The sequence below is a fragment of the Neobacillus niacini genome (genome assembly GCF_000759675.1).
In the GTDB taxonomy this organism is placed as follows: Bacteria; Bacillota; Bacilli; order Bacillales; family Cytobacillaceae; genus Neobacillus; species Neobacillus niacini_A.
Genome location: NZ_BAWM01000004.1, coordinates 174,339 through 196,505 on the forward strand (window position 1 = coordinate 174,339; position 22,167 = coordinate 196,505).

Sequence of the window (22,167 nt, forward strand, 5' to 3'; positions counted from 1 at the left end):
AAAAAGATGGCTTTGTTAAAATTGTCTGTTGATTTCCGCACCAGTCACTTCGCTCCAATCAACAGAGTGCCAAAATCAACAATTAGCTTTAACACAGCCAAAAAGAAAAACCCGTTTAGAATAAAATCGAAACGGGACTTTTATCACTTTTTTACACTGGATATACAGGGTGCTTTCTAACACTAAAATTCAATTCTTTTGTCTCATAAAAATCAAAACGCTGTATCAACACATTTCGGAGTTCAGAAGCTGCAACAATTTCATCGACAATCAGCTCAGAAGCCAATTTGTAAATATCAATATGCTCTTTATACTCCTGTTGCTTTGCTTGTACAAAGGCTATTCTTTCTTTAGGATCTTCAATTTCATTAATTTTGTTGGAGTAAACAGCATTGACCGCCGCTTCTGGACCCATCACCGCAATCTGGGCACTTGGTAATGCTATGCAGCAATCAGGTTCAAAAGCTGGTCCCGCCATCGCATATAAACCTGCACCATATGCTTTCCTGACGATAACGGATATTTTTGGTACGGATGCAGAGCTCATTGCTGCAATTAACTTGGCACCGTGTCGAATGATTCCGGCACGTTCTACTTTTGTACCAATCATAAACCCTGGCACATCAGCAAGGAATAACAATGGGATATGGTAAGCATCACATAACTGAATAAATTTCGCACCTTTATCCGCAGAATCGACAAAAAGAACCCCGCCTTTTGCTTTTGGCTGATTGGCAATGATTCCGATCACACGACCATCGATTCTAGCAAATCCGGTAATTAATTCAGGAGCAAATAATTTTTTTACTTCGTAAAAACTGTCTTTGTCAATTAAACGATCAATTGCTTCATACATATCAAACGGTGCATTTTGGTTTTGCGGGATAATCGCTTCTAATTCGCGCCCCTCCTTTGGAGCAGAACCACTGTACAATTTTGTTTTTTCCTTGAAACTAGAAGGGAAGTAGCTGATATACTTTTTCGCTGATTCAATTGCTTCTTCCTCACTATATGCAAGTACATCACCACAGCCGCTAACCGAACAATGCATCCGAGCGCCGCCCATTTCCTCTAATGTTACTTTTTCACCTATTACCTTTTCAGCCATACGTGGTGAACCTAGATACATGGAAGCATTTTGATCTACCATTATAACGACATCACAAAATGCTGGGATATACGCTCCCCCCGCAGCAGAAGGTCCAAACAAGATACACACCTGTGGAATCATGCCTGAAAGCTTCACTTGGTTATAAAAAATCCTACCCGCACCACGTCGATTAGGAAACATTTCCAACTGATCGGTTATTCTTGCCCCAGCAGAATCTACGAGATAAAACAATGGAACTTTCAGCTTTTCTGCTGTTTCTTGAATTCGGATAATCTTTTCAACTGTTCGTGCTCCCCATGAACCAGCTTTAATCGTAGAATCATTGGCCATTACACAAACGGTCATCCCGTTAACTTTTCCAATTGCCGTTACTACACCATCTGCTGGTAAATCACCTGCTTGAACATTGGCAAATTTCCCATCCTCTTCATATTTTCCATCATCAAATAATAAAGAAAGGCGGTCGCGTACAAATAGTTTATTTTGCTGTTTTAACTTTTCATGATATTTTGGATGCCCACCTGATTCAATAACCTTCCGTTTTTCAAACAATTGCTCATTTAGTGTATTGATAGTTGTCATAATGTCCCCCTTAAAGCACCTATTCTACTATAATCAAAACGTCGCCTTCATTTACAAAATCTCCGATCGATACCTTTAACTCCTTTATCAAGCCATTAATATCGCTTTCAATCGGAATCTCCATTTTCATGGACTCCAGCATTAGTACTTCCTGTCCTGAACTGACATTGTCTCCATTTGCTACAAGAACATTTAAGACGGTCCCGGCCATTGTTGCTGTAATTTCTTTCATTCTATTCTCGCTCCTTATTTCACTATTTTTTGATAAAAGCTATGTTTTGTGAATTCCGCTCCAATCAACATAGTTGCAATACAACAATGAGCTTTATCGCAACTTTGATAAAAAGTTTGTGGTATAGATTCCTTTTACGAATTCATCATTCACTAGAATATTTAAGAAAAGTGGTGCATTTGTTTTAATTCCATCAATTTGGAGATTTTCAAAAAAGCCTTCAGCAGCATTAATAACTTCTTTTCGTGTTTCACCATGAAAAATACATTTTGCGATCATCGGGTCATAATAAGGAGTAACCGTATCCCCCTCTTGAACCCCTGCATCAATCCTTATTCCAGTCGTCTCATTCCAAACAAGCTTGGTGATTTTTCCAGGTGATGGCAGAAAACGAACAGGATCTTCAGCATAGAGACGGAATTCCATCGCATGACCAGAGGATTTTATTTGTGATTGTTGCATAGGTAATGGCTCACCTTGAGCAATCAGAATCTGCCACTCGACTAAATCTACTCCTGTAATCATTTCCGTGACGGGATGTTCAACCTGGAGCCGAGTATTCATTTCTAAGAAAAAAAAGTTCTCTTTTTCATCAACAATGAATTCTATTGTTCCTGCATTTGTATATCCTACTGCTTTGGCTGCTTTTAAAGCTGTTTCATAAATTTTTCTACGGGTTCCTTCTGATAAAAAAGGTGATGGTGATTCTTCAATTACTTTTTGATGCCGTCTTTGAATGGAACAATCCCTTTCGAATAGATGAACGATATTACCTTCATGGTCACCAAAAATCTGAACCTCGACATGCCTAGCTTCCGCAATATATTTTTCGATGAACACCTCATCTGAACCAAAATAGGCGAGTGCCCTTGACTTTGTGGAGGCGAATGATTTGATGAGCGCTTGCTCATTTTCACAGAGCACCATTCCAATTCCACCGCCGCCACTACTTGCTTTCAGCATTACAGGATACTCAATCTGCGCCGATAGGATGCAAGCTTCCTCAATCGATTTTAGACCATAACCACTTCCAGGTACTACAGGGACACCTGCCTGCTCCATTGTTTTGCGTGAGACAATTTTATCTCCCATTAATTTAATTGTCTCGGCGTCGGGACCAATGAATATTATTCCTTCACTTTTAGTAGATTTTGCAAAATCTGCATTTTCTGAGAGGAATCCGTAACCTGGATGTATAGCATCTACCTGTTCACTTTTAGCTATTTCTAAAATTTTATCTGACTGCAAATACGATTTATTAACAGGTGGTTCCCCAACACACACTGCTTTAGAAGCTGCTTTTACATATGGCATTTCTATATCAGCCTTAGAATAAATAGCAACTGTTTCAATTCCCATTTGGTGACAAGTCTTAATAATCCTTAACGCAATTTCCCCTCTATTGGCAATTAGTATTTTTCGCACATGATTTCCCCTTTCATCCCCTCAGCTGTTACACTTCTACAACTTTCTCTATATTTCCTGCAAATCTAGAAAACGCTTTCTGGTGAATATTTAAAGAATTATTTGTATTTTTGTTATATAATAATATTAATTCATTTTGAATAATTTTTTAAGTTCATTTTCATATTATTCAGCAATAAATGAATATATACAATTGATACGATATCATTTCTTAGGGGGCTTATATATGGTGATGAAAGTTGAAAAATTAAAAGTAAATTTTAAAACACTTGAGGAATTTAAAAAATTCAAAGAATATGGAATTCAAGAGCTTTCCATGCTCGAGGATTTAGAAGCGAATATGGTTGAGGATGATAGTGACTCTCCTTTTTACGGAATCTATTTCGGAGACAAACTAGTTGCCCGTATGAGTCTATATCAAATAGACGCTAAGTTTGATCTTTATTTCTATCCACCACAAAATTATTTAGAATTATGGAAACTTGAGGTTTTACCAGAATATCAGAGTAAAGGCTATGGAAAAACACTTGTAGAGTTTGCAAAAAGCTTTGGTCTCCCAATTAAAACGAACCCAAGAGTACAATCAAGAAACTTTTGGGAGCATATGGATTTTAAAAATGTTGAATACGATATGGAGCGCGACAGAGGAGAAAATCCACTAGTCTGGTATCCTGAAGGTGTAGAAGCACAACAAAATTAATAAAGTAAAAAGCGGACATAATGTCCGCTTTTTACTATTTCTTCACTCTTTCGAGGTTTCCGTTTTTATCCATTTGGAATTTTACTTTTTGTTGTCTATCTTCTTCTTGTAGGACAACCATTTTTCGTGCTCTTTCCATAATTTCAATTAAAGAACGATAGTCCTCTTCAATAGCTTTTAAATTTTTTGTTAATCTTTCATTTTCAGCTATAAGCGAATAAGATTTCTTTTCAAGTTCTTTTATTTTTTGAAAAGACTTTTCCTTCGCTTCCTCGATGTTTGTCGCAGCAGCTGCTTTCTTTTGAAGGTTTTCTAGGAAGTGAATAACTGATTGAAATGATATTCCTTCACTGCTAGCTGAAACAGTGGATGACGTTTCTTCAATTTCAAACTCTTTTGTATGCTCTTTTTCTGTCGGAATACTTTGTTTTTTTAATTCTTTCCGCTGCTTTTTAGCGAGTTCGATTCCTGATTTATATTGCTTTCTTACAAATGAGTTCCAGCGGAATCCACAGGCAGCAGATGTTCGAGAAAGCTCTTTTCCAACTTCTTCAAATGCTTGAAGCTGTGTTCCACCTTCTCGAATATGTCTTAACACAACTTCAGCAAGCAATAAATCTTCATCTGGGGACCATGCATCTTGGCGAGTTGGTGACATCAGTAAATCCCTCCTAGTGTTTTTATTCATACATATGCTTCTACTAGAAAAGATAGACTGATAACAGATTGTCTTTATTCTTATTTCTGCGTTTTTTTACTAATAAAATTTTGGACATATTTAAGATGCGAATCACTTTCCCATAGGACACTACAATTCCTTACTTCTTTTTCTATTCTTTCTCTAAGCTTGCTTTCTTCCCACTTTTGAATCCAGATCATTTTATATGATTCTAATACCTCTAAATCAACTACTAAAAGCTTCTCCATATAGGCTTCGCATGCAGTGATGGGTTTATTTGAATAAATATGATCAATAAAGCCCACTTCTCTTAAATACTCCGCAGTTTGAATTTCAGCTTCCATTAAGAGCTTCATGCTACGCACAGTTGGTAGTTTTTCTGCTAAAATGGTCCCGCCGCCCCAACCTGTGGTAATCACTTGTTTACCTTGTACAAATCCAGCGCTTATCCCTTCTCTCGCTAAACGGAAATCACAAGCAGCAGCCAGTTCACAACCGCCGCCGATTGCTGTACCATTCAAAAGGGCAATTGTTGGTTTAGTCATTGTCAGAAGCGAATATAGAATCTGAGACATTTTTGAAAGCATTGCATAAGCTTCTTCCTTTGTTTGAAGGTGGTGAAAAACAGATAAGTCTCCTCCCGAACAAAAAGCTTGGTCCCCTTCTCCAGTTATGACAAGTGCATTAATAGCAGGATCATTTGCCAAAGAAATCGCCTCTGTTAATCCATGCATGACATCATAATTTATTGCATTTCTTTTTTCACTCCTGGTGATCGTAAATAACAAATAACCCATATCTCGTTTCTCAATAGAATATGACAAGCAGTTTCTCCTCCTTTTTGTACTGAATATATGTAGGTGATTAAAATTTCTTGAAAACGACAAAAGCACAAGGGCATACTGCTCCTTGTGCTTTTATCCTAATGGAAATTAGTCGTTAACAACGTCTTTCCCTTTGTAAGTACCGCAAGCTTTACATACGCGGTGAGCAAGTTTCATTTCACCACAGTTTGGGCAACTTACCATACCAGGTACGTTTAATTTAAAATGTGTACGACGTTTTCTTTTTACAGTTTTAGAAGTCCTTCTAAAAGGTACAGCCATTCTTCCCACCTCCTTAAAGAGTATTAAGAAAGTAATGAAGGCCAGGAATGCTGGTTCTTCACTTTGCTTCTTGTTTTGCTGATTATGATTCGGAAGAAGAATTGTTTTTGTCAAAAAACTTTGCAAGACCTGCTAGTCTTGGATCAATCTTTTTGGATTGATCTTCATCATTCAGAACTTCCCAGTCTTTACCGGATTGGGGTGCAGCATCTTCATGATTGACATCTTCACAGAACACTTGCATTGGAACTTCTAGTAAAAGGATTTCTCTAATGACTGGCATTAAATCAATTACTTCCCCTTTTACTTGATATACTTCCTCTTCAGTTTCATAAACTGAACCTTGTAAGAGGAAAGTTTCAGTTGTTTCGACATTAATCGGAAGTTTTACATCCACTAAAGTACGAGAACAAGGCAGGATTAAATGCCCTACTATTTTCAAATGAAATGTCACTTTCGTTGAGTCAATATCACCCCGACCAGTAATATGCATCGGAGAAACTACACGAATCGATGGATCCGTTTCTTTAATATCATCAACTCGAATGGTATCATCAATCAGAAAATCCTTGTTTCGATATTTTTGTAATTGGCTTAATGTCCATTTCAATTGAATCACCCCAAGGCAACAAAGGTAATTATAGCCTTCGATTAAATTTTTGTCAATGTTTTTTCTTTACACCTAAAAAGGTGATTTTCATTTTAATATTTTTTCACTAAAAACGTCTTCATGTTAGTTTACCCAGTTAAATCAGATTACAATCCTAGCTAATCATTATCGTAAACCATTATCTAATTATGGTAACTTTTGCTATAATACGATTACTGTAAAAATTACCATGATATAAAAAAACAAATAAGGAGATCTTTAATGATGAAAGCAGTTGGTGTAATTGTTGAATACAATCCTTTTCATAATGGGCATGCCTATCATCTACAAGCAGCAAAGGAAACAGCTCATGCTGATATTGCTGTAGCTGTTATGAGTGGGAATTTCCTTCAACGCGGTGAGCCTGCTCTTATTTCTAAATGGTATCGGACAAAAATGGCTCTTCTAAATGGCGTTGATATCGTCTTGGAACTTCCTTATCGATTTGCAACGCAAAAGGCAGAAACTTTCGCAAATGGTGCGATCTCGATTCTAGATGCAATTGGCTGCCATTCACTTTGCTTTGGCAGTGAAAGCGGGGATATTTCATCCTTCTTGCAGACCGTTGACTATTTGGATAGGCATAAAGATCGTTTTGATGAAAATATTAAGATGAATATCAAATCAGGTGTTAGTTACCCTAAAGCATTATCGTTGTCTTTTCAATCCTTGTCAAGCCCTGAAAATCTATTAAGTCTAGAAAAACCAAATAATATCCTTGGTTTTCATTATGTAAAAGCTTTAAACCGGCAAAATAGTTCAATCATTCCTCTGACAGTAAAAAGAAAAAATGCTGATTACCATGATGAACACTTTGCCACTGAGACAATCGCTAGTGCCACAAGCATAAGAAAAGCACTGTTCTCTGCAAAAGAAAAAAATAGCTCGATTGAACAATATGTTCCAGACGCTTCTAGTACACTTCTTAAAGAGTATCTAGCTGTATATGGTAATTTTCATGAATGGGAAAACTATTGGAGTTATTTACGCTATCGCTTATTGCATAACAGTCCTGAAGAGCTAAGAGAAATTTACGAGGTTGAAGAAGGAATTGAGCACCGATTAATTGCTGCGGCACTTGATTCCTCTAACTTCAAGGAATTTATGCAAAAGATAAAAACAAAACGATATACTTGGACTAGGCTTCAAAGGATATGTGTTCACATCTTAACCAATACAAAAAAAGCGGAAATGAAAAGCACACCAGAAAAGGCTGCCTATTTGCGCCTATTAGGTATGACAAAGAATGGTAAAGAGTATTTAAATAAATATAAATCCCAATTTAGTCTTCCACTCATTTCAAAACTTTCGGCATATAAAGGAAACGATATCTTTTTAGATATAAAGGCTTCCCGGGTTTATTCCTTTGGTTTAGAAAATCAAATTATGGACAACTTGTTACGTCAGGAATATAAACAACCACCTATTTATATAGAATAAGAAGATGGAGCCATGAAGGCACCATCTTCTTTATTTCATCGGTAATTTCTGCAAATAATTAATGGCATCATCAATGAAATCCACCGGAACAATCTTCATTTTTGAATCAATCTCGCGTGCTGTCTTTACAGCTAGATTGTAATTGGAATCTTTGCTCCCTTTTTCATTCGGGGCAAAAAAGATTTCTGCCCCCGCCTTGTCAGCAGCAACGATTTTTTGATCAATTCCCCCAATGGGTCCAACTCCTCCTTTTGAGTCGATCGTCCCTGTTCCTGCGATTTTGTAGCCTTTGGTATAGTCTTCTTCCATTAATTGATCATAGATTTCTAGTGAAAACATCAAGCCGGCAGAAGGTCCACCGATTTCATCCGTTTTAACCGTAACTTTTGGATCTACTATAATTTCCTTATCATCAACTAAAGAAATTCCGATACCAATTTTCTTTGGATCCTCTTTGAAGGGCTGAACCGTTACTTCGACTATTTTTGTTTTATCTTCCCTTTTTATCGTTAATACAACTTGATCGCCAGCATTTTTCTTGCCAACAAATTCAATAAAGTTTTCGGAAGATGCAAATTTCTGACCATCGACCTCAATGATACGATCGCCAGGAACTAGTTTTCCCTCTGCGGGCATATCTGGAACTACTTGGACAACGTATACCCCTTTGTATTCGTAATCAACTTGATAACCGGCTTTTTTATAAGCTACCTCAATTGCATTCAGCTTTGATCCCGCCATCATATGAAGCTGTCTAGCGTTATATTCATCTTGCGTTTCAGTTTCGTGTAAAATGGCCTCCAAAGGGTAGAGTTCAACATAATCAAAGAGCTTAGCCTCTACGTAAGAATAGATATTTGCTCTTCCCATCCTCACAGTTGTCAGCATAAAGCTTCCCTTTCCCTCAATGCCATCCTCAACTTGAATGATGGGAGCTAATTCTTTTGCTATACCTGGCTTTGAAACATAATAAGGTAATGAAAAAAATACGCCTGCAATCATCATCAATGCTATAACAATCGAAGAACCTAAAAATATTTTTCTTCTCATAGCATTTTACACCTTCCATCCGTCTATTACATTTTTTATTTGTTCTATTTGTTTTTTTGCTTCTTCTTCTCCAAGCGTGATGATTTCTTCAATGTTTGTAAATGCACGAGAGCTATAAACTTCAACAGGCGGTCGAATCATGATATCAGATTCGATTTCACGATTATTGATGATCTCTGTTTGCATTATATCAATACTTTGCATAATTACATCATAAATCGAAGTGATTTCTGCATTACGCTTTACTCTAGATACGTCAACGGCAATCACGATATCAGCTCCCATTTCTTTTGCAACGGATACTGGCACCCTATCTGACACCCCGCCATCAACTAAGATTCTCCCATTATATTTTTCAGGTACAAATATCCCAGGTATAGATATACTTGCTCTTACAGCCTCCGCCACCGGACCTTGTTTAAAAACAACTTTTTCACCTGTAAGTAAGTCGGTTGTTACGATTCCTAATGGAATGGATAAATCTTCGATATTTTTGCCATGAGTAAAAACTTTTATGAAATCCTTCACTCTTTTCCCGGCAATAAAGCCCATTTTCGGGACGGTAAAATCCAAAAAATATTTCCGTTTAAATGCAGTTGATAATTTATATAAACGGTCTATTTCAATACCTGCCCCATAAAAGCTCCCCACAAGTGCCCCCATACTGCTGCCGGCAATTATATGAATAGGAATCCCTGCTTCCTTCAAAACCTTAATGACCCCTAAATGGGCAAATCCCCGTGCCCCGCCAGAACCAAGCGCCAATCCTATTTTAGGACGCTCCATCTCGTTCCCTCCGTTTCATAAGCTTTACAAGCATTATGACTATACATTTGCTAGGAGAAATCTCGTTCAATCTTATGGTCTAATTTAGCTTTCTATGAGTATATTTGTGTTATATGGGGACAAGTCGAGACTATAAATCAGATGAATAATCCTTATTTTAACATTATTTATTTATACAGTATAACAAAACCCTAGGGAAGGAGGATATTCATTGTTTCGTTCAAAAATAAAAACCATTTTTTTATCTTTATCTGCCATCATTTTAGCAGGTTCCATGATATCCTATCCTAAGGAATCCTTTGAAGCCTCCATCCGTGGGCTTAATATGTGGTGGGAAATTGTTTTTCCATCCTTGTTACCGTTTTTTATCGTATCAGAAATGTTAATTGGTTTTGGGGTAGTCAAGTTTATTGGTGTGATATTAGAGCCACTCATGCGACCTCTATTTAGAGTTCCTGGTGTAGGCGGGTTTGTTTGGGCAATGGGTATGGCATCTGGATTTCCCGCTGGTGCAAAGTTGACTACAAGACTACGCCAGGAAGGTCAGTTGACACAAATCGAAGCAGAAAGGCTTGTTTCCTTCACAAACTCCTCAAACCCATTATTTATCTTCGGCGCCGTTGCAGTTGGTTTTTTCCATAACCCGCATTTAGGCGTCATTTTAGCATTGGCCCATTATTTAGGGAATATTTGTGTGGGTCTTATGATGCGGTTTTATGGCAGAGAAACTCCTGATAAAGAGAAGGACAAGCAAGGTGAATTTATACTAAAATCTGCTTTTTCAGCACTACATCAAACAAGAATAAACGACAAACGCCCCATCGGCAAACTTCTTGGCGATGCCGTAAATTCTTCGATTCAAACATTGCTAATGGTAGGTGGATTCATTATTTTATTTTCAGTAATTAACAAGCTTCTTTTTCATCTACATATCACTGCTACGCTTGCAAAAGGCTTTGATCTTGCCCTTTCATCACTTTCATTTCCTGATATGCTTAGCATTCCATTCATTTCAGGATTATTTGAAATTACAATGGGGAGTGATTTAACAAGTCGGGTTCAGGATGCTACTTTACTCCAGCAAGTGATTATTACAAGCTTTATCTTAGCTTTTAGCGGTTTTAGTGTTCAAGCACAGGTAGCAAGTATTTTAGCCCAGACTGATATTCGTTTTAAACCGTTCTTTTTTGCAAGAATTGCGCAAGGTATATTCGCTAGTCTTTTTGCTTTTATTTTGTGGAAACCAATCTATGTCCGATATTATCAAACTGAACAGCCATCTAATGCTATCCCTGTTGTTTTTTTTGAGGAAGGTACATTGCTGCATACTTTATTCCATAAATTAATAGAACTTGGTCCAATAATCACCATCTTTTCACTGGCAACATATGTTTTGCTTTTATATTTTCAATTAATAAGTAAATCAAAAAAGCCTTAGGTTTCCCCAAGGCTTTTTAAGTTATCTATTAAATTTTTTATCCAGCGCATTTTTTACAACAGGTGGGACAAGTTCTGAAATATTGCCATTGTACTTTGATACTTCCTTAACAATACTAGAGCTTAAGAATGAATATTGACTGTTTGTCATGATAAAGAAAGTTTCAATTTCATCATTTAGAACTCTGTTCATAGAGGTTATTTGCATTTCATATTCAAAGTCTGAGACGGCACGTAAGCCACGAATAATAGCATTCGCATTAACAGCTTTAGCATATTCCACAAGGAGCCCAGAATGTTCATCCACCTTTACATTTGGAAGATCTTTGGTTACTTCTTTTATTAGATTCATCCGCTCCTTTACAGTAAATAGCGGATTTTTTGATGAATTATTCATTACGCTCACATAGACCATATCAAATACCTTTGCGCCTCTTCTTATGATATCTAAATGCCCATACGTGATTGGATCAAAACTCCCCGGACAAACGGCAATACTAGCCACAAAAGACTCCCCCTTATTCCTCTCTAAATCGCGAATAAATTGTTATCGCAATGATTCCATACTTTTCATACTTATATTGTGTAAACTCCCCTACACTTTCAGGCAATTCAACATCATGACTGTGTTCGCAGATAATGTACCCGCCATTTGTTAATAGCGTGCGTTCCGATATTTTTTGCATTAAACTGATTAACTGCTGCATTTTATATGGCGGGTCTAAAAATATGTAATCAAAACGAATTTCCCTTTTTATTAGGGCTTTTAAAGCTCTGTCGGCATCATTTCGATAAACTTCTGCCTTATCCTCCATCTTACATGCTTTGATATTCTCATGGATCGTTTGAATTGCCTTTGCATCTCTGTCGACAAAAATGACTTTACCTAAACCTCTGCTTAATGCTTCCAATCCTAATCCACCACTGCCAGCGAAAAGGTCCAGCCCTAATCCACCATCAAAATATGGTCCAATCATATTAAATAAGGCTTCTTTTACTTTATCAGTTGTTGGTCTCGTTGTATTTCCTGGCACTGCTTTTAATGCTCTTCCTTTGCAAACACCTGAAACGACTCTCAATAGTTATCACCACAATTTTTCCAGTATTCTATTTTTATCATTATCCTATCACAATTGAATAAACTAGCCAACTTGTCGGATTATTTTGCGAAAAATTATTTTAGATACGTATAAGCTTGATAGTTGTGGAGATAATGTAACTAACAACATCAATTCGAGGATGTTGTTGCCAACCGCGGAGAAGACTTACGTTTCCCCATAAGTTCTTCCTCCGGTTTCTCCTCTCCCTTTGCCTTCTATCCTTTATGAGGATGTAGAAGGACCCTGCAGATTTATGTCTGCAGGGTTTTTTCTTTGATTAAAGATTTATATCCAAAAATATGATAAAGTTGGAATGAATTCTTAAACAAAGGGGAGTTATCTTTGATACAACGCTTTATTGAACTAGGTGAGGGTTATTCGGATATATATGAGTTACTTGAACTGGCAAAGGCTAATCAGCACCGTCTTCTTCATATGATGGCATTTCATACGGTAAAGAACGAGAAACAAGTGACATCATTAGCAGTAGTTTTACAGCTCACAGACCCTGGAAAATTCCAAGCCCTTTATATCTGCCGTGAAGGTATCCCTAATCCAAACTTTATTCCGAATAAAAGGTATGATTTGTTTCAACAGACAGCAGAGGAACTTGGAAAGCAAATTATTCAACTATCGGTCAAACCTTCCACTATTTTCCATGAAAAAGAATTATATTATCAACATTTAATCGCAATTTTAAGGCTAAATCACTATATTAAACCGTTGCATTAAAAAAGCTTCAGCGCCGGACGCTGAAGCTTTTTATTTCTATATACCCATTTTATAATCATATTCTTTTGCTTTATCTGGTGCAGCATTTTCAAATTCCATCTTCAGGAAAGGCTTATATGACGGTTCTACTTTCTTAACAAATGAAAAGGAATTAATTTTTTCCATTATCACTTCAAGTTCATCTTGATTACAATAAAGTACAACATATTTTAATTTTTTTGAAACGTAATGAACATTTCCAAAACGTCTTAACATTTTTGCTTGCTTTAAGGAATATAGCCAAATAACCAATCCTTGCCGTTGAACGAACATACTTATTTTCCCCTTCAATAAACCATCATTTTAATAAGTCTAGCATATTAAAACACTCTTTTTCAATTCAAACTTTACTGATGATTCCAAAAGTAAACCAAAACACCAAAGGATAATGGTGATTCATATGGATTTAGAGCCAATTTGGCAGCTATTTATTAAACAACTTACCTTGAATAAATGTATTACTAAGGTACATTGGAAAAAAATAACTGGCATTCCGTTTTTATTTATTAGCATAACCCCTGAAATATCTCAGCGTACTCTCGAGGAGATTATTAACAAGTGTTCTGTTATAGCCATGAAAGGTCATCGCTTACACAGCGAAACAATATTTGTCCGACATGATGACATGCTTTATGTTTTTCGTCACCGGTTTTATGTACCACAAGAAAAAATGTTTTGCTGTGGGAACCTATGTGTTGATTGTACACGGTTAAAAGGATAAGAAAAATCGGCTTAATATTTCTTTAAGCCGATTACTTTAAGCGGAGCAACTGCAGCTTCCACCACCGCCACAGCCTGAGCCGTGGGAACCTGTATCGAAAAATGGATTTCCTGATGGAACTTTTATATGTTGAGAAACTGCACCGCCGACAAATTTACTAATTTCATCTAGCAGACCTTGCAGGTCATTTTCAGCTAATTTGAACTCAGCTACATGTGGATCTAAGTCCATTTCCCGTTTATATTCGCGAATTTGGCTCATTACCCTTTTATAGTCTGGATGGTATTTACCAAAACGCTGCACCTCTTCATAAAGCTCTTTAAGGTTTACAAAACGGTTAATCTTTTCTTGTGTTTCCTTATTATTTTGCATTTTATATAAACAAATTTGATATTCTTCTACAATATCCGATTGTAATACCATTTGTGCTAATTGCTCAGCATATTCTAATAGCTCCACTCTTTCTGATGTAGCAAGCATGGACACCCACCTCCATTCACATTTTAACATGAATGTATGCAGAAAGTGAAATAAACTCTCACTTAGGGATATTTACCAAGAATTCCTTCGTTACTCCGTACGGTACGTTTTTTAAGTCTACAACCTCAAGCTTAATCATATGTTCCCCAGCGGGCAGCCCCTTAATAATAAAAGCGGCTGAGTTTACTTCTTTGGTTCTTTTCCCATCCAACCAAATAACCAGCTTCCCTGCTTTCAGTCCTTTTTCATTTGATTCCCGAAAGCTAATTCCAGATAATATACACTCTACAAACACATCATTGCCTTTGGTTTTGGATTGAACATATAAAGAGGGAGCCTTTTCTGATTGCTCACTATTCACCGGTAAAACTGTTGACTTCTGGAAGCCAGAAAGGATACCCACTAAGAATATAGACAAGATTGTTAATTCCATGTGCTTTTTCAAATCCATCACTCCTTTTAACTGTATTGTTCGCCTCCTTTATTTTTTTTACTCTATACTCTGTTCTACAACAAAAAAAAGACCACAAGCTAAGTGGTCCTTCGTCAATTTTGGTCTTTCATTGACTGTAGCATGTAAAACATCATGGAAGCCATTTGTACATTATTTGTAAATTTCTCTACCTGGTGTGGAATCGTTTTTTTATAGTAGTGAAGCGACTCGATTTCTAATCTTTGCAAATCATAGGGGTTCCTAGAGAGTTTACGATACCAAAGTGGCTGTTCCCTTATAAATTTCTTTAATTCTTTTTGGCTATTTAAGTATTCTAGTACATCTCTTCTCATGAAAACTTTCCCTTCTGTTAGTCTTTACGAAATGAAAAAGGATGTTTGTGTTCGATTCTTGGTGCTGCATGTTTAGGCTGACTACCTTGAAATTGAGATATAACCCCTTGAATAGCGCCCAACGCTTGACTTAAGTTATTTATATAATGCTGAATTTGATCCGGATCCATTTTTTGCACGGTCCCTAGGATTGTTGACATCCAATCTCCTTTTTTTTCATCTGTTTTTTCAGCACTAGGACTAGTTTTAACCCCATTTGTTTCCCAACGATTATCTTCTTCTCCAAGTAGATACCAATCCTCATATAACTCCTGCCAAGTTGAATTTCCATTCCGTACTTCCTTAATTAATGCCGGGTTATTTTTCACAAACTCTTTAAATTTAATCACGGAAGGATGTAAACTTTTTGACATACTGCTTCACCCCTGCCTAAATCCAATGTGCCTATTATACGATATGTTCTAAATTAAAAATTGTGAAAAACCTACTTGCTGTAAAAATTGGATTTATAATGGTAAGATGTCTTCAGAACTAGAAACGAGAGAGGGATTACAAATGAAAGACGCACTACAACAATTATTGAACAATTGTATTGAAAAAGGTTCAGAAGAGGATTTAAGTGCTCTTGCTTATTTATTAGAAGGATTTGAAAAGAAAATCGATAAAAAGTACGTGCAATATATTGATGGGCTGCTTCATATGGAGAGAAAAATAGATAAGGAAAAGAAGACCTGTGAAATCATAGTACCGTTAAATGCTATTTGGAATAATTCATTAGATATTGTACATGGCGGGATCACTGCTACTCTTCTTGATACAGCAATGGGGACAGCAATAAATGGCATCCTTCCTGAAGGTTATGGAGCAGTAACCAATCAATTGAATATTCATTACATAGCTCCAGGGTTAGGGGATACCCTCCGCTGTAAAGCTGCAATCATTCATCATGGAAGCAAGACGGTTGTGATTTCAGGAGAAGCTTTCCGTACAGATGGAAAAAAAATAGCCCATGCAACAGGTACATTTTTTATCATTCAAAAATAGGGCACATGAGGAGAAGGTACAAAAATGGTAACCGCGGTTGTTATACCGATAATTTGTCTTTACTTCTTTTGGATTACTAGAAAAGAAATGAAACTAAATGATATTAAATGGCTAGCTACTGCTGAAGTCAAAAAAGAAGCCGTCCTAACGGGTGAAATTAAAAGTATTAGCCAAGAGAAACAACGTTTTTATTATCATCGGTATATACTTGTACATGAACTAATGCTGCAAACAGAATCGAAATTAATAAAAGTTAAAAAAATTAGCCCAATTAAAAACAATATTGAGATAGATACCTTTTCGCCTGGCGAGGTAATACGGATATATGGATGCTGGGAAGGCAATCATTTTCACTTTAGCGAATACCAAATGGTTCATATGGACAAAAAATAAAAAGGTGACTATTTGTCACCTTTAATTTTATCGCTATTCTTCGGATTTCTGTATAAAGTTTTGTGTATAGTATTTTTGAAATACCCCCACCCCTAAGTGTGTGAAATCCTCATTTAATAATGACTCTCGATGACCTTTACTATTTAACCATCCTTCTGCCACTGCAGGTCCATCGGTATAATTAGCCGCAATATTCTCGCCTGCAGACTTATAGGCCACATTTGCTGCTTCTAGTCTATCTGAAAGACTGCCAAATTTCTTAGAAGTATGGGAAAAGTCATTGCTATCTGACATATCCTTACTATGACCAAAGGCTACTTCCGAGGTCTCTTCATCCCATATAAGTTTCTTTACATTATGCCTTAGTCGCATAATGTTGGTTATATCAAGTATTTGCTTCTCTGTCCCTGCTTCAATCAATCTCCACTTGTCTTCAGTTGGTTCTTCAAGCTCAATTAATTCCCCGGTATATCCTAGTTCGTAAGGCCGTTGTTTGATTAAAGTTACATCATTCAAAAAGCGGACACTTGATAAACTTCCAGTAAATTTATCAATATTTAATTGGACAAAAACATCACCCAATTTAATTAATGGACGAATATTTAAATCTGTATCATTTAATTCAAAACGATAAGAGTTACCCTTATATTCAATATCTATATTGGTATCAATGAACTGCGTATTAAAGATTTCTTCAATTGGCTGTCCAATTTTAAAGGGTGAAACGTCCACATTTTCCCCGATTGCAAATACTGTCACTACTTTGTTATTTTCTACCCCAACCTGTACATATCGAGCGTAGTCAGTATTATATATATACCATTGATAACCATATAATGATTCATCAATTCTTTGAGGTTCACCTAATTTATCTTTTAAATAAGCGAGATCTTGACCAATTAGTAAGCCCATACCACTTGTTGGCCGTTCAGCAGATGGTTTCTCTTGAATACTTTTTTCTTGATTTTGATATAATGATTCATTCATTTCTAACGTATGTTCATCAGTTATTAAAACTTCATTACCGTCTTTTTCATTTATACTTCCATAAAAACCAATTGTCACGAAAATAGACGCTAGGATGAGGATTCTGAAGAGAGTACGCAGATGTATTCACCCTCTCTTTTACTTTTTCTTTCATTTTATGTTTTGCTTTTGTTAATTATATCACCATTATCTTTGTTGGTAATAGTGAATATTAAAATCATCAGAAAAATAAAATATATAAAAAAACAGATACACCATTTGATGTATCTGTTTTTTCATTCATTAATGTTGGACACCATTATAATTTTGCTCTGAAATTTCAGTAAGTGCCTCTTTTGCTTGATCATCTGTCATTTTTCTTATTGCGAAATCACCTAGGGTAACAATTCCAATTAATTTATCCCCTTCCACTACTGGAAGTCGTCGGATTTGATGCCCAGCCATTAAGTTAGCTGCTTCGTTAGTTGACGCATCAGCAGAAATTGTAATAAGTTTGTCGCTCATTATATCCTCTACTTTTGTGGATCCCGGATGTTTTTCAGCTACTCCTCTTACAACAATATCGCGGTCGGTAATCATACCAACAAGCTTATCCTTATCGACAATAGGAATTGCGCCAACATTTAATTCTTTCATTTTTACTGCAACTTCAAAAACATTATCCAACAAAGTACAACACTCTACTTGATCTGTCATAATATCACGAATCTTTTCCAATTCTTCGCCCCCAATAGCAGATAAAATATTATTTAACATTTACTTATCTTTACCAATAAGGAATGATTTATTCGATGATGTATTCATTGCAAGTTTAAACATTTTCAACTATTATTAAATTGAATTAAATTGCTATCCTGTCATAAAAATAACAATAGGGGTAAGGCATTGTTTCTAGGAGGGACTATTTATGAAATTCGAGAATACCGGCTTTGAAAAAATGAAAGCTGATTTAAACCGTTTAGATGATGTAATGCTTGATTACGGTTTAGTTCGTGAAGGTCAGTGGGATTACGAGCGTGTTACATATGATCGTAAGTTTGAATTAAAAGAAGGGGTATTTTACTTACGTGTCCGCGGCTATGCAGTAGAAGGAGATGTTGATACCAATAAGGCTGTCATCCAGTTAATGACACCTCTATTAGGGAAACATTATTATCCTCATGGAGTAGAATATGGTGAAGGAGAAAACTTCCCAACTTCCCTTGTAAACCAATGTAAGAAAATTCTTGATGACGTTAAATCAGAGGTCGAAAAATTTGCTTTGTAAACAAACTGGCGCATGAATACAATTCATGCGCCGTTTTTATTTTTTTGCTCTGTTAAACTTGGCTGTTGATTTCCGCTCCAGGCACTTCGCTTTCCGCGGGCGTGACGGGGAGCCGCCTCGGCGCTTAAGCGCCTGTGGGGTCTTCCCAGCCTCGTACTCCCGCAGGAGTCTCGTGCCTTCCGCTCCAATCAACAAAGTCGTAAAATTCAATATTATCCCTTAACATAACCTATTTTTAAAAGAAATCATAAAAATATGGCTTGTTCATTGGAATTAGTTCTTCTAAAACAGCAATTTCTGCTTCATGACCCTTTATCCAGCCTAGTTCGAATAATTCAGAGGGCCGTTTGTAACCAAATACAATCGCAGTTAATGAATTAATATCTAATCTAACTCCTCTTTGAGGAGGCTGGGTACAATTGCTTCCAGTCTTTTCTTTATAGACCTTTACTTCTCCATTACTAATTAAATAACTTCCATTGTTCCACGTGGCATAGTCATCTTCAAGGTGCAGAAATACTTTTTTTGTACTAGCATTAAATTGATATCTTTGTAAACATTGCTCTGCATCGACTATTCTTCCCATAAAATATGGAGTAACTTCCATCTTTAATTTTGGCTGCTGAACAATAAATGGTAAGCCCTCATGGTTAGAAGTAAGAATGCTAACACTTTCAACCATAGAATCATGCTGACAAATAAAATTCCATAAACCAATCCTTGCCCCATGATTTAGCGGTACGAGCTCCTGAACGTCCATTTTTCGCTCTTTTACCTCATATACTATATATCCCATTGCCTCATTATTTTCATTATAATAAACGGCTATTTGCCCATCATCATAGATATTATTTTTCCACCACATAGTATCACGGACCAGCATACCCATATATTTTTTACTAAACTCCGCATAAACGGATTCAATATCAGGATGATGACTTTCCTTTGTAAACCTTTTAATAGCTCCTGGCTGATTAAGTAAGAATTTAAGATCCTTTTTCTCAATCAGAATCTTTTTATTTTCTGTAAAAACCTCCCAGCCAAATTTACGATAAAAGCCAATATCAAAAGGATGTAATAATGAGACGATTTGTGACTCCTCTTTCATCCGTTTTAATGCATCAATGATTAACCTCTTAACATAACCGTTTCTTCGATACTCTGGGTAGGCTGCAACTCCTGCTATACCACCCATTTTCCATTCATGTCCATTCATAAATATATGATGTGGAATAATATGCAGTTTGGCAGCCAGAATATTTTCATCCCAAACTCCTATTACTTTGTGTTGCTTTAACATCTCCATTCTTGCAGGAACATTTTCTTCAGGAATTTTATATTGAAAAGCATACATTGATAGATTCATTGATTCTAAATAATCTTTTTCATTAAGTTCCTTTATTTCCAATTCCATCACTCCCCTTCTAAAATATTTCTATCAAAGAACTAAAATTCCTTAAAAAAAAAAAAAGTGTCTATTGAAGACACCTTTAAAATCCTAGGATTGCTTTAATAACCGAGGTAGTTTCTCCTCCGTGATAAAAAACATAAAGTAATAAGTAAACCGCTACACCTGTGATAGCAGTGAAGAACCAAATAACACTTGTAATGGGTCCAATCTTCCTATGCTTGGTTAGATTATTTTTATAACCAGTATACAGCGTAACAATCCCGAAAACGGCACCTGTAGTTGCTAAAATGATATGGAAAACTAAAAACAGAGTGTAATATATTTTTAGATTCTCCGGACCTCCAAAGGCTGTGTTTCCTATAAATATAGTTCTAGAAGCATAGATGATAAAGAAAATAAGTGCAAAGATTGCAGCAGTGAACATAGTCTTTTTATGTGCTTCTATTCTTCTTTGTTTAATTTGCCACCAGCCTATTGCAACCGTAATGGCACTTAAAACAATAAAGGTCGTACTTATCGTTGGTAAAATCGGTAGGGAATTCATGGAATTAGCCTCACTTTTTATTTATTCTACAATAATTTTAGTTTAGTTCTCCCATTTTTTCAATAAAAAGAAAATCTCCCAGTACTATGGGAGATTTATTCAATCAGAGAAGGCTTTAGAGTCTGCTTCATTTCTTTTTCAGATTCTGCTTGATCTTTTCGGTACCATTCAAAGAAAACATGTCCTAAGATAACTCCATATACAATTTCCTGGATGATTTTCATTAATACTCCACCAAGCTGTTGATCATGTAATAACGACATCGAACTAAATAATTCTGGACCACTTATGCTTAAACCAGCAAATGTTGCCGGACCAACACAAAGACTCATTACTTGAGCCCAAACTTCTGGGTCAGAATAGGTAGCGTATATTGACGCAGGAGCAAAAATAATTAATGCGCATGCAGGGGTAATTAATATTCCGTCTGCAAAAATATAACCAACCTTTTTTAATCCACTTAACCTTTGATGCTCTGGTACAGGGTTAATGAGCGGCCACCACATGAATATCGCAACGATAAACAATAGAATGGAATATCCAGCATGTAACCAGAAGCTTTGCATGACTCGGTCAAAAATCATTGGCACATGGTAAAAAGAAAACAATCCGTTAAAAATGATTAAAGAAATGAGTGGTTTTGTAAAAAACTTAAATAGTGAATGAAACAAGTTTATCTTGAAAAGCTTTCTCCAGATCCAGACAGGGATACCAAATATAAAGATTGGTGGTATCACAAGAACTAAAAGCGCCATTGAAATCATATGGACGTAAAACATTAAATGAGCCATTAAATCCAGCGGAGAGCCCTTAATTGCATAAATTAGTGAAATCGAGAGTAAAAATAACCCAGCCTGTTTTTTAGTTAAAGGCTCACTATCTACAAACCTGCTGCGGAATGTAATTGTAATTAAAAAATATACAGCTGTAACTGCAAGTAAACATAGTAGAAAGTACGGGCTCCAAAGTGCCTTAAAGCCAAAAATATCTAATGTAAGCACCGCATATCACCTCTAAATAGTAGTTAAATCATAGTTCTATTATATACGTAAGCAAATTAAAGAAGCAAAGAAATGAATTAATTCCCTATAAAAAGAAAATCGGCATAAAGCCGATTTTCTAAAAAAATTACCACCAAATAATTGTTGAGAAAGCTAACACAGTCACTAGTCCAACAAGTAATCCTGAATAAAGAAACATTGATGGTGCTTCATGACCTTTATGGCTCATATGCATGAAATAGTAAAGCTGAAATATTACTTGTACGACAGCCAAGAGGAGAATAAACGGAACGATAAACCAAGCCGAAAATCCTTTAATGGCTACTGCTGCAAAAGCAATTAATGTTAAGAAAATCATCAAGGCGAAGGAAACGACTTGATGTCTCATTTCTTCAGCGCTTTTTTTTCGACGATATTCAATGTCAACTCTTGGGTTCCCTGAATTTAATTGTGAATTTGCCATCA

General features: G+C 36.2%; 29 protein-coding genes. 7 read left to right on the forward strand and 22 right to left on the reverse strand.

The genetic code is table 11. The features are described 5' to 3' along the window. Positions 1-151 precede the first annotated feature (151 nt). From TR08_RS01900 to TR08_RS01910, 3 genes are all read right to left on the reverse strand, one after another. On the reverse strand, positions 152-1,693 hold the full coding sequence (locus tag TR08_RS01900; protein ID WP_045515391.1) for an acyl-CoA carboxylase subunit beta: 1,542 nt from the start codon (positions 1,691-1,693) through the stop codon (positions 152-154). Between the two features lie 19 nt (positions 1,694-1,712). Next, positions 1,713-1,925, reverse strand: a complete 213-nt coding sequence (locus TR08_RS01905; RefSeq protein ID WP_045515392.1) for an acetyl-CoA carboxylase biotin carboxyl carrier protein subunit — start codon at positions 1,923-1,925, stop codon at positions 1,713-1,715. Between the two features lie 93 nt (positions 1,926-2,018). Continuing rightward, the gene (locus tag TR08_RS01910; RefSeq protein WP_045515393.1) at positions 2,019-3,350 is read right to left on the reverse strand and encodes an acetyl-CoA carboxylase biotin carboxylase subunit; all 1,332 of its coding nucleotides are present in this window, start codon (positions 3,348-3,350) and stop codon (positions 2,019-2,021) included. Between the two features lie 226 nt (positions 3,351-3,576). Here TR08_RS01910 and TR08_RS01915 point away from each other — a divergent pair, with 226 nt between their 5' ends. Beyond that, entirely contained in the window at positions 3,577-4,050 is a 474-nt protein-coding gene (locus tag TR08_RS01915; RefSeq protein WP_045515394.1) for an N-acetyltransferase, read from the forward strand. A 34-nt stretch (positions 4,051-4,084) separates the two neighbouring features. Here TR08_RS01915 and TR08_RS01920 read toward each other — a convergent pair whose 3' ends face one another. From TR08_RS01920 to TR08_RS01935, 4 genes are all read right to left on the reverse strand, one after another. Beyond that, positions 4,085-4,708, reverse strand: coding sequence for an RsfA family transcriptional regulator (locus TR08_RS01920; protein ID WP_045515395.1), 624 nt, complete (start codon positions 4,706-4,708; stop codon positions 4,085-4,087). 80 nt (positions 4,709-4,788) lie between these two features. Beyond that, positions 4,789-5,553 (reverse strand): enoyl-CoA hydratase/isomerase family protein, encoded by a 765-nt coding sequence (locus TR08_RS01925; protein ID WP_238579053.1) that lies wholly within the window; start codon positions 5,551-5,553, stop codon positions 4,789-4,791. Between the two features lie 108 nt (positions 5,554-5,661). Next, positions 5,662-5,835 carry a 50S ribosomal protein L32 gene (gene rpmF / locus TR08_RS01930; RefSeq protein WP_045515396.1) on the reverse strand — a complete coding sequence of 58 codons (174 nt, stop codon included), beginning with the start codon at positions 5,833-5,835 and terminating at the stop codon, positions 5,662-5,664. 82 nt (positions 5,836-5,917) lie between these two features. Next, complete coding sequence (locus TR08_RS01935) at positions 5,918-6,445, reverse strand: YceD family protein (RefSeq protein WP_045515397.1); 528 nt, start codon at positions 6,443-6,445, stop codon at positions 5,918-5,920. 261 nt (positions 6,446-6,706) lie between these two features. Between TR08_RS01935 and TR08_RS01940 the strand changes: the two genes are divergently transcribed. Then, a complete protein-coding gene (locus TR08_RS01940; protein ID WP_370576250.1) occupies positions 6,707-7,924 on the forward strand; it encodes a nucleotidyltransferase in 1,218 nt (405 codons plus the stop codon). A gap of 30 nt (positions 7,925-7,954) precedes the next feature. On the opposite strand, the gene TR08_RS01945 is transcribed toward TR08_RS01940, so the two are convergent. After that, positions 7,955-8,974, reverse strand: coding sequence for a SepM family pheromone-processing serine protease (locus TR08_RS01945; RefSeq protein ID WP_045515398.1), 1,020 nt, complete (start codon positions 8,972-8,974; stop codon positions 7,955-7,957). A 6-nt stretch (positions 8,975-8,980) separates the two neighbouring features. Further along, complete coding sequence (locus tag TR08_RS01950; RefSeq protein WP_045515399.1) at positions 8,981-9,760, reverse strand: patatin-like phospholipase family protein; 780 nt, start codon at positions 9,758-9,760, stop codon at positions 8,981-8,983. Between the two features lie 211 nt (positions 9,761-9,971). On the opposite strand from TR08_RS01950, the gene ylbJ reads away from it, so the two are divergent. Beyond that, positions 9,972-11,198: a sporulation integral membrane protein YlbJ gene (gene ylbJ / locus TR08_RS01955; protein ID WP_045515400.1), complete on the forward strand. Its 1,227-nt coding sequence runs from the start codon at positions 9,972-9,974 to the stop codon at positions 11,196-11,198. 21 nt (positions 11,199-11,219) lie between these two features. Here the strand turns inward: ylbJ and coaD are convergent, their stop codons facing one another. Both coaD and rsmD read right to left on the reverse strand, forming a co-directional pair. After that, entirely contained in the window at positions 11,220-11,702 is a 483-nt protein-coding gene (gene coaD, locus TR08_RS01960) for a pantetheine-phosphate adenylyltransferase (protein WP_045515401.1), read from the reverse strand. Between the two features lie 13 nt (positions 11,703-11,715). Further along, positions 11,716-12,276, reverse strand: a complete 561-nt coding sequence (gene rsmD, locus TR08_RS01965) for a 16S rRNA (guanine(966)-N(2))-methyltransferase RsmD (protein ID WP_045515402.1) — start codon at positions 12,274-12,276, stop codon at positions 11,716-11,718. A gap of 363 nt (positions 12,277-12,639) precedes the next feature. Here rsmD and TR08_RS01970 point away from each other — a divergent pair, with 363 nt between their 5' ends. Then, positions 12,640-13,029, forward strand: coding sequence for a DUF7147 family protein (locus TR08_RS01970; RefSeq protein WP_045515403.1), 390 nt, complete (start codon positions 12,640-12,642; stop codon positions 13,027-13,029). A gap of 36 nt (positions 13,030-13,065) precedes the next feature. Here the strand turns inward: TR08_RS01970 and TR08_RS01975 are convergent, their stop codons facing one another. The 5 genes from TR08_RS01975 to TR08_RS02000 form a co-directional block, all read right to left on the reverse strand. Further along, positions 13,066-13,341, reverse strand: coding sequence for a YlbG family protein (locus TR08_RS01975; RefSeq protein ID WP_045515404.1), 276 nt, complete (start codon positions 13,339-13,341; stop codon positions 13,066-13,068). A 484-nt stretch (positions 13,342-13,825) separates the two neighbouring features. After that, entirely contained in the window at positions 13,826-14,269 is a 444-nt protein-coding gene (locus TR08_RS01985) for a YlbF family regulator (RefSeq protein ID WP_045515406.1), read from the reverse strand. A gap of 58 nt (positions 14,270-14,327) precedes the next feature. Next, on the reverse strand, positions 14,328-14,714 hold the full coding sequence (locus tag TR08_RS01990; RefSeq protein ID WP_152597318.1) for a hypothetical protein: 387 nt from the start codon (positions 14,712-14,714) through the stop codon (positions 14,328-14,330). A gap of 101 nt (positions 14,715-14,815) precedes the next feature. Next, on the reverse strand, positions 14,816-15,055 hold the full coding sequence (locus TR08_RS01995) for a YlbE-like family protein (protein WP_045515407.1): 240 nt from the start codon (positions 15,053-15,055) through the stop codon (positions 14,816-14,818). Positions 15,056-15,072: 17 nt separating this feature from the next. Continuing rightward, on the reverse strand, positions 15,073-15,468 hold the full coding sequence (locus TR08_RS02000; protein ID WP_045515408.1) for a YlbD family protein: 396 nt from the start codon (positions 15,466-15,468) through the stop codon (positions 15,073-15,075). Positions 15,469-15,610: 142 nt separating this feature from the next. On the opposite strand from TR08_RS02000, the gene TR08_RS02005 reads away from it, so the two are divergent. Next, positions 15,611-16,099 carry a PaaI family thioesterase gene (locus TR08_RS02005; RefSeq protein WP_045515409.1) on the forward strand — a complete coding sequence of 163 codons (489 nt, stop codon included), beginning with the start codon at positions 15,611-15,613 and terminating at the stop codon, positions 16,097-16,099. 24 nt (positions 16,100-16,123) lie between these two features. Next, complete coding sequence (locus TR08_RS02010; RefSeq protein ID WP_045515410.1) at positions 16,124-16,492, forward strand: hypothetical protein; 369 nt, start codon at positions 16,124-16,126, stop codon at positions 16,490-16,492. A 33-nt stretch (positions 16,493-16,525) separates the two neighbouring features. Here TR08_RS02010 and TR08_RS02015 read toward each other — a convergent pair whose 3' ends face one another. After that, positions 16,526-17,557, reverse strand: coding sequence for a CAP domain-containing protein (locus TR08_RS02015; protein WP_193747658.1), 1,032 nt, complete (start codon positions 17,555-17,557; stop codon positions 16,526-16,528). Positions 17,558-17,761: 204 nt separating this feature from the next. Continuing rightward, on the reverse strand, positions 17,762-18,196 hold the full coding sequence (locus TR08_RS02020; protein ID WP_045515412.1) for a CBS domain-containing protein: 435 nt from the start codon (positions 18,194-18,196) through the stop codon (positions 17,762-17,764). 190 nt (positions 18,197-18,386) lie between these two features. On the opposite strand from TR08_RS02020, the gene TR08_RS02025 reads away from it, so the two are divergent. Next, the gene (locus tag TR08_RS02025) at positions 18,387-18,746 is read left to right on the forward strand and encodes a YugN family protein (RefSeq protein WP_045515413.1); all 360 of its coding nucleotides are present in this window, start codon (positions 18,387-18,389) and stop codon (positions 18,744-18,746) included. Between the two features lie 235 nt (positions 18,747-18,981). Here TR08_RS02025 and TR08_RS02030 read toward each other — a convergent pair whose 3' ends face one another. The 4 genes from TR08_RS02030 to ctaF form a co-directional block, all read right to left on the reverse strand. Continuing rightward, entirely contained in the window at positions 18,982-20,160 is a 1,179-nt protein-coding gene (locus tag TR08_RS02030) for a GNAT family N-acetyltransferase (protein WP_238579054.1), read from the reverse strand. A 76-nt stretch (positions 20,161-20,236) separates the two neighbouring features. Beyond that, the gene (locus tag TR08_RS02035) at positions 20,237-20,701 is read right to left on the reverse strand and encodes a DUF420 domain-containing protein (protein WP_045515414.1); all 465 of its coding nucleotides are present in this window, start codon (positions 20,699-20,701) and stop codon (positions 20,237-20,239) included. 95 nt (positions 20,702-20,796) lie between these two features. Then, complete coding sequence (ctaG, locus tag TR08_RS02040; RefSeq protein ID WP_045515415.1) at positions 20,797-21,702, reverse strand: cytochrome c oxidase assembly factor CtaG; 906 nt, start codon at positions 21,700-21,702, stop codon at positions 20,797-20,799. A gap of 127 nt (positions 21,703-21,829) precedes the next feature. Continuing rightward, positions 21,830-22,165, reverse strand: coding sequence for a cytochrome c oxidase subunit IVB (gene ctaF, locus TR08_RS02045; RefSeq protein ID WP_045515416.1), 336 nt, complete (start codon positions 22,163-22,165; stop codon positions 21,830-21,832). Positions 22,166-22,167 lie beyond the last annotated feature (2 nt).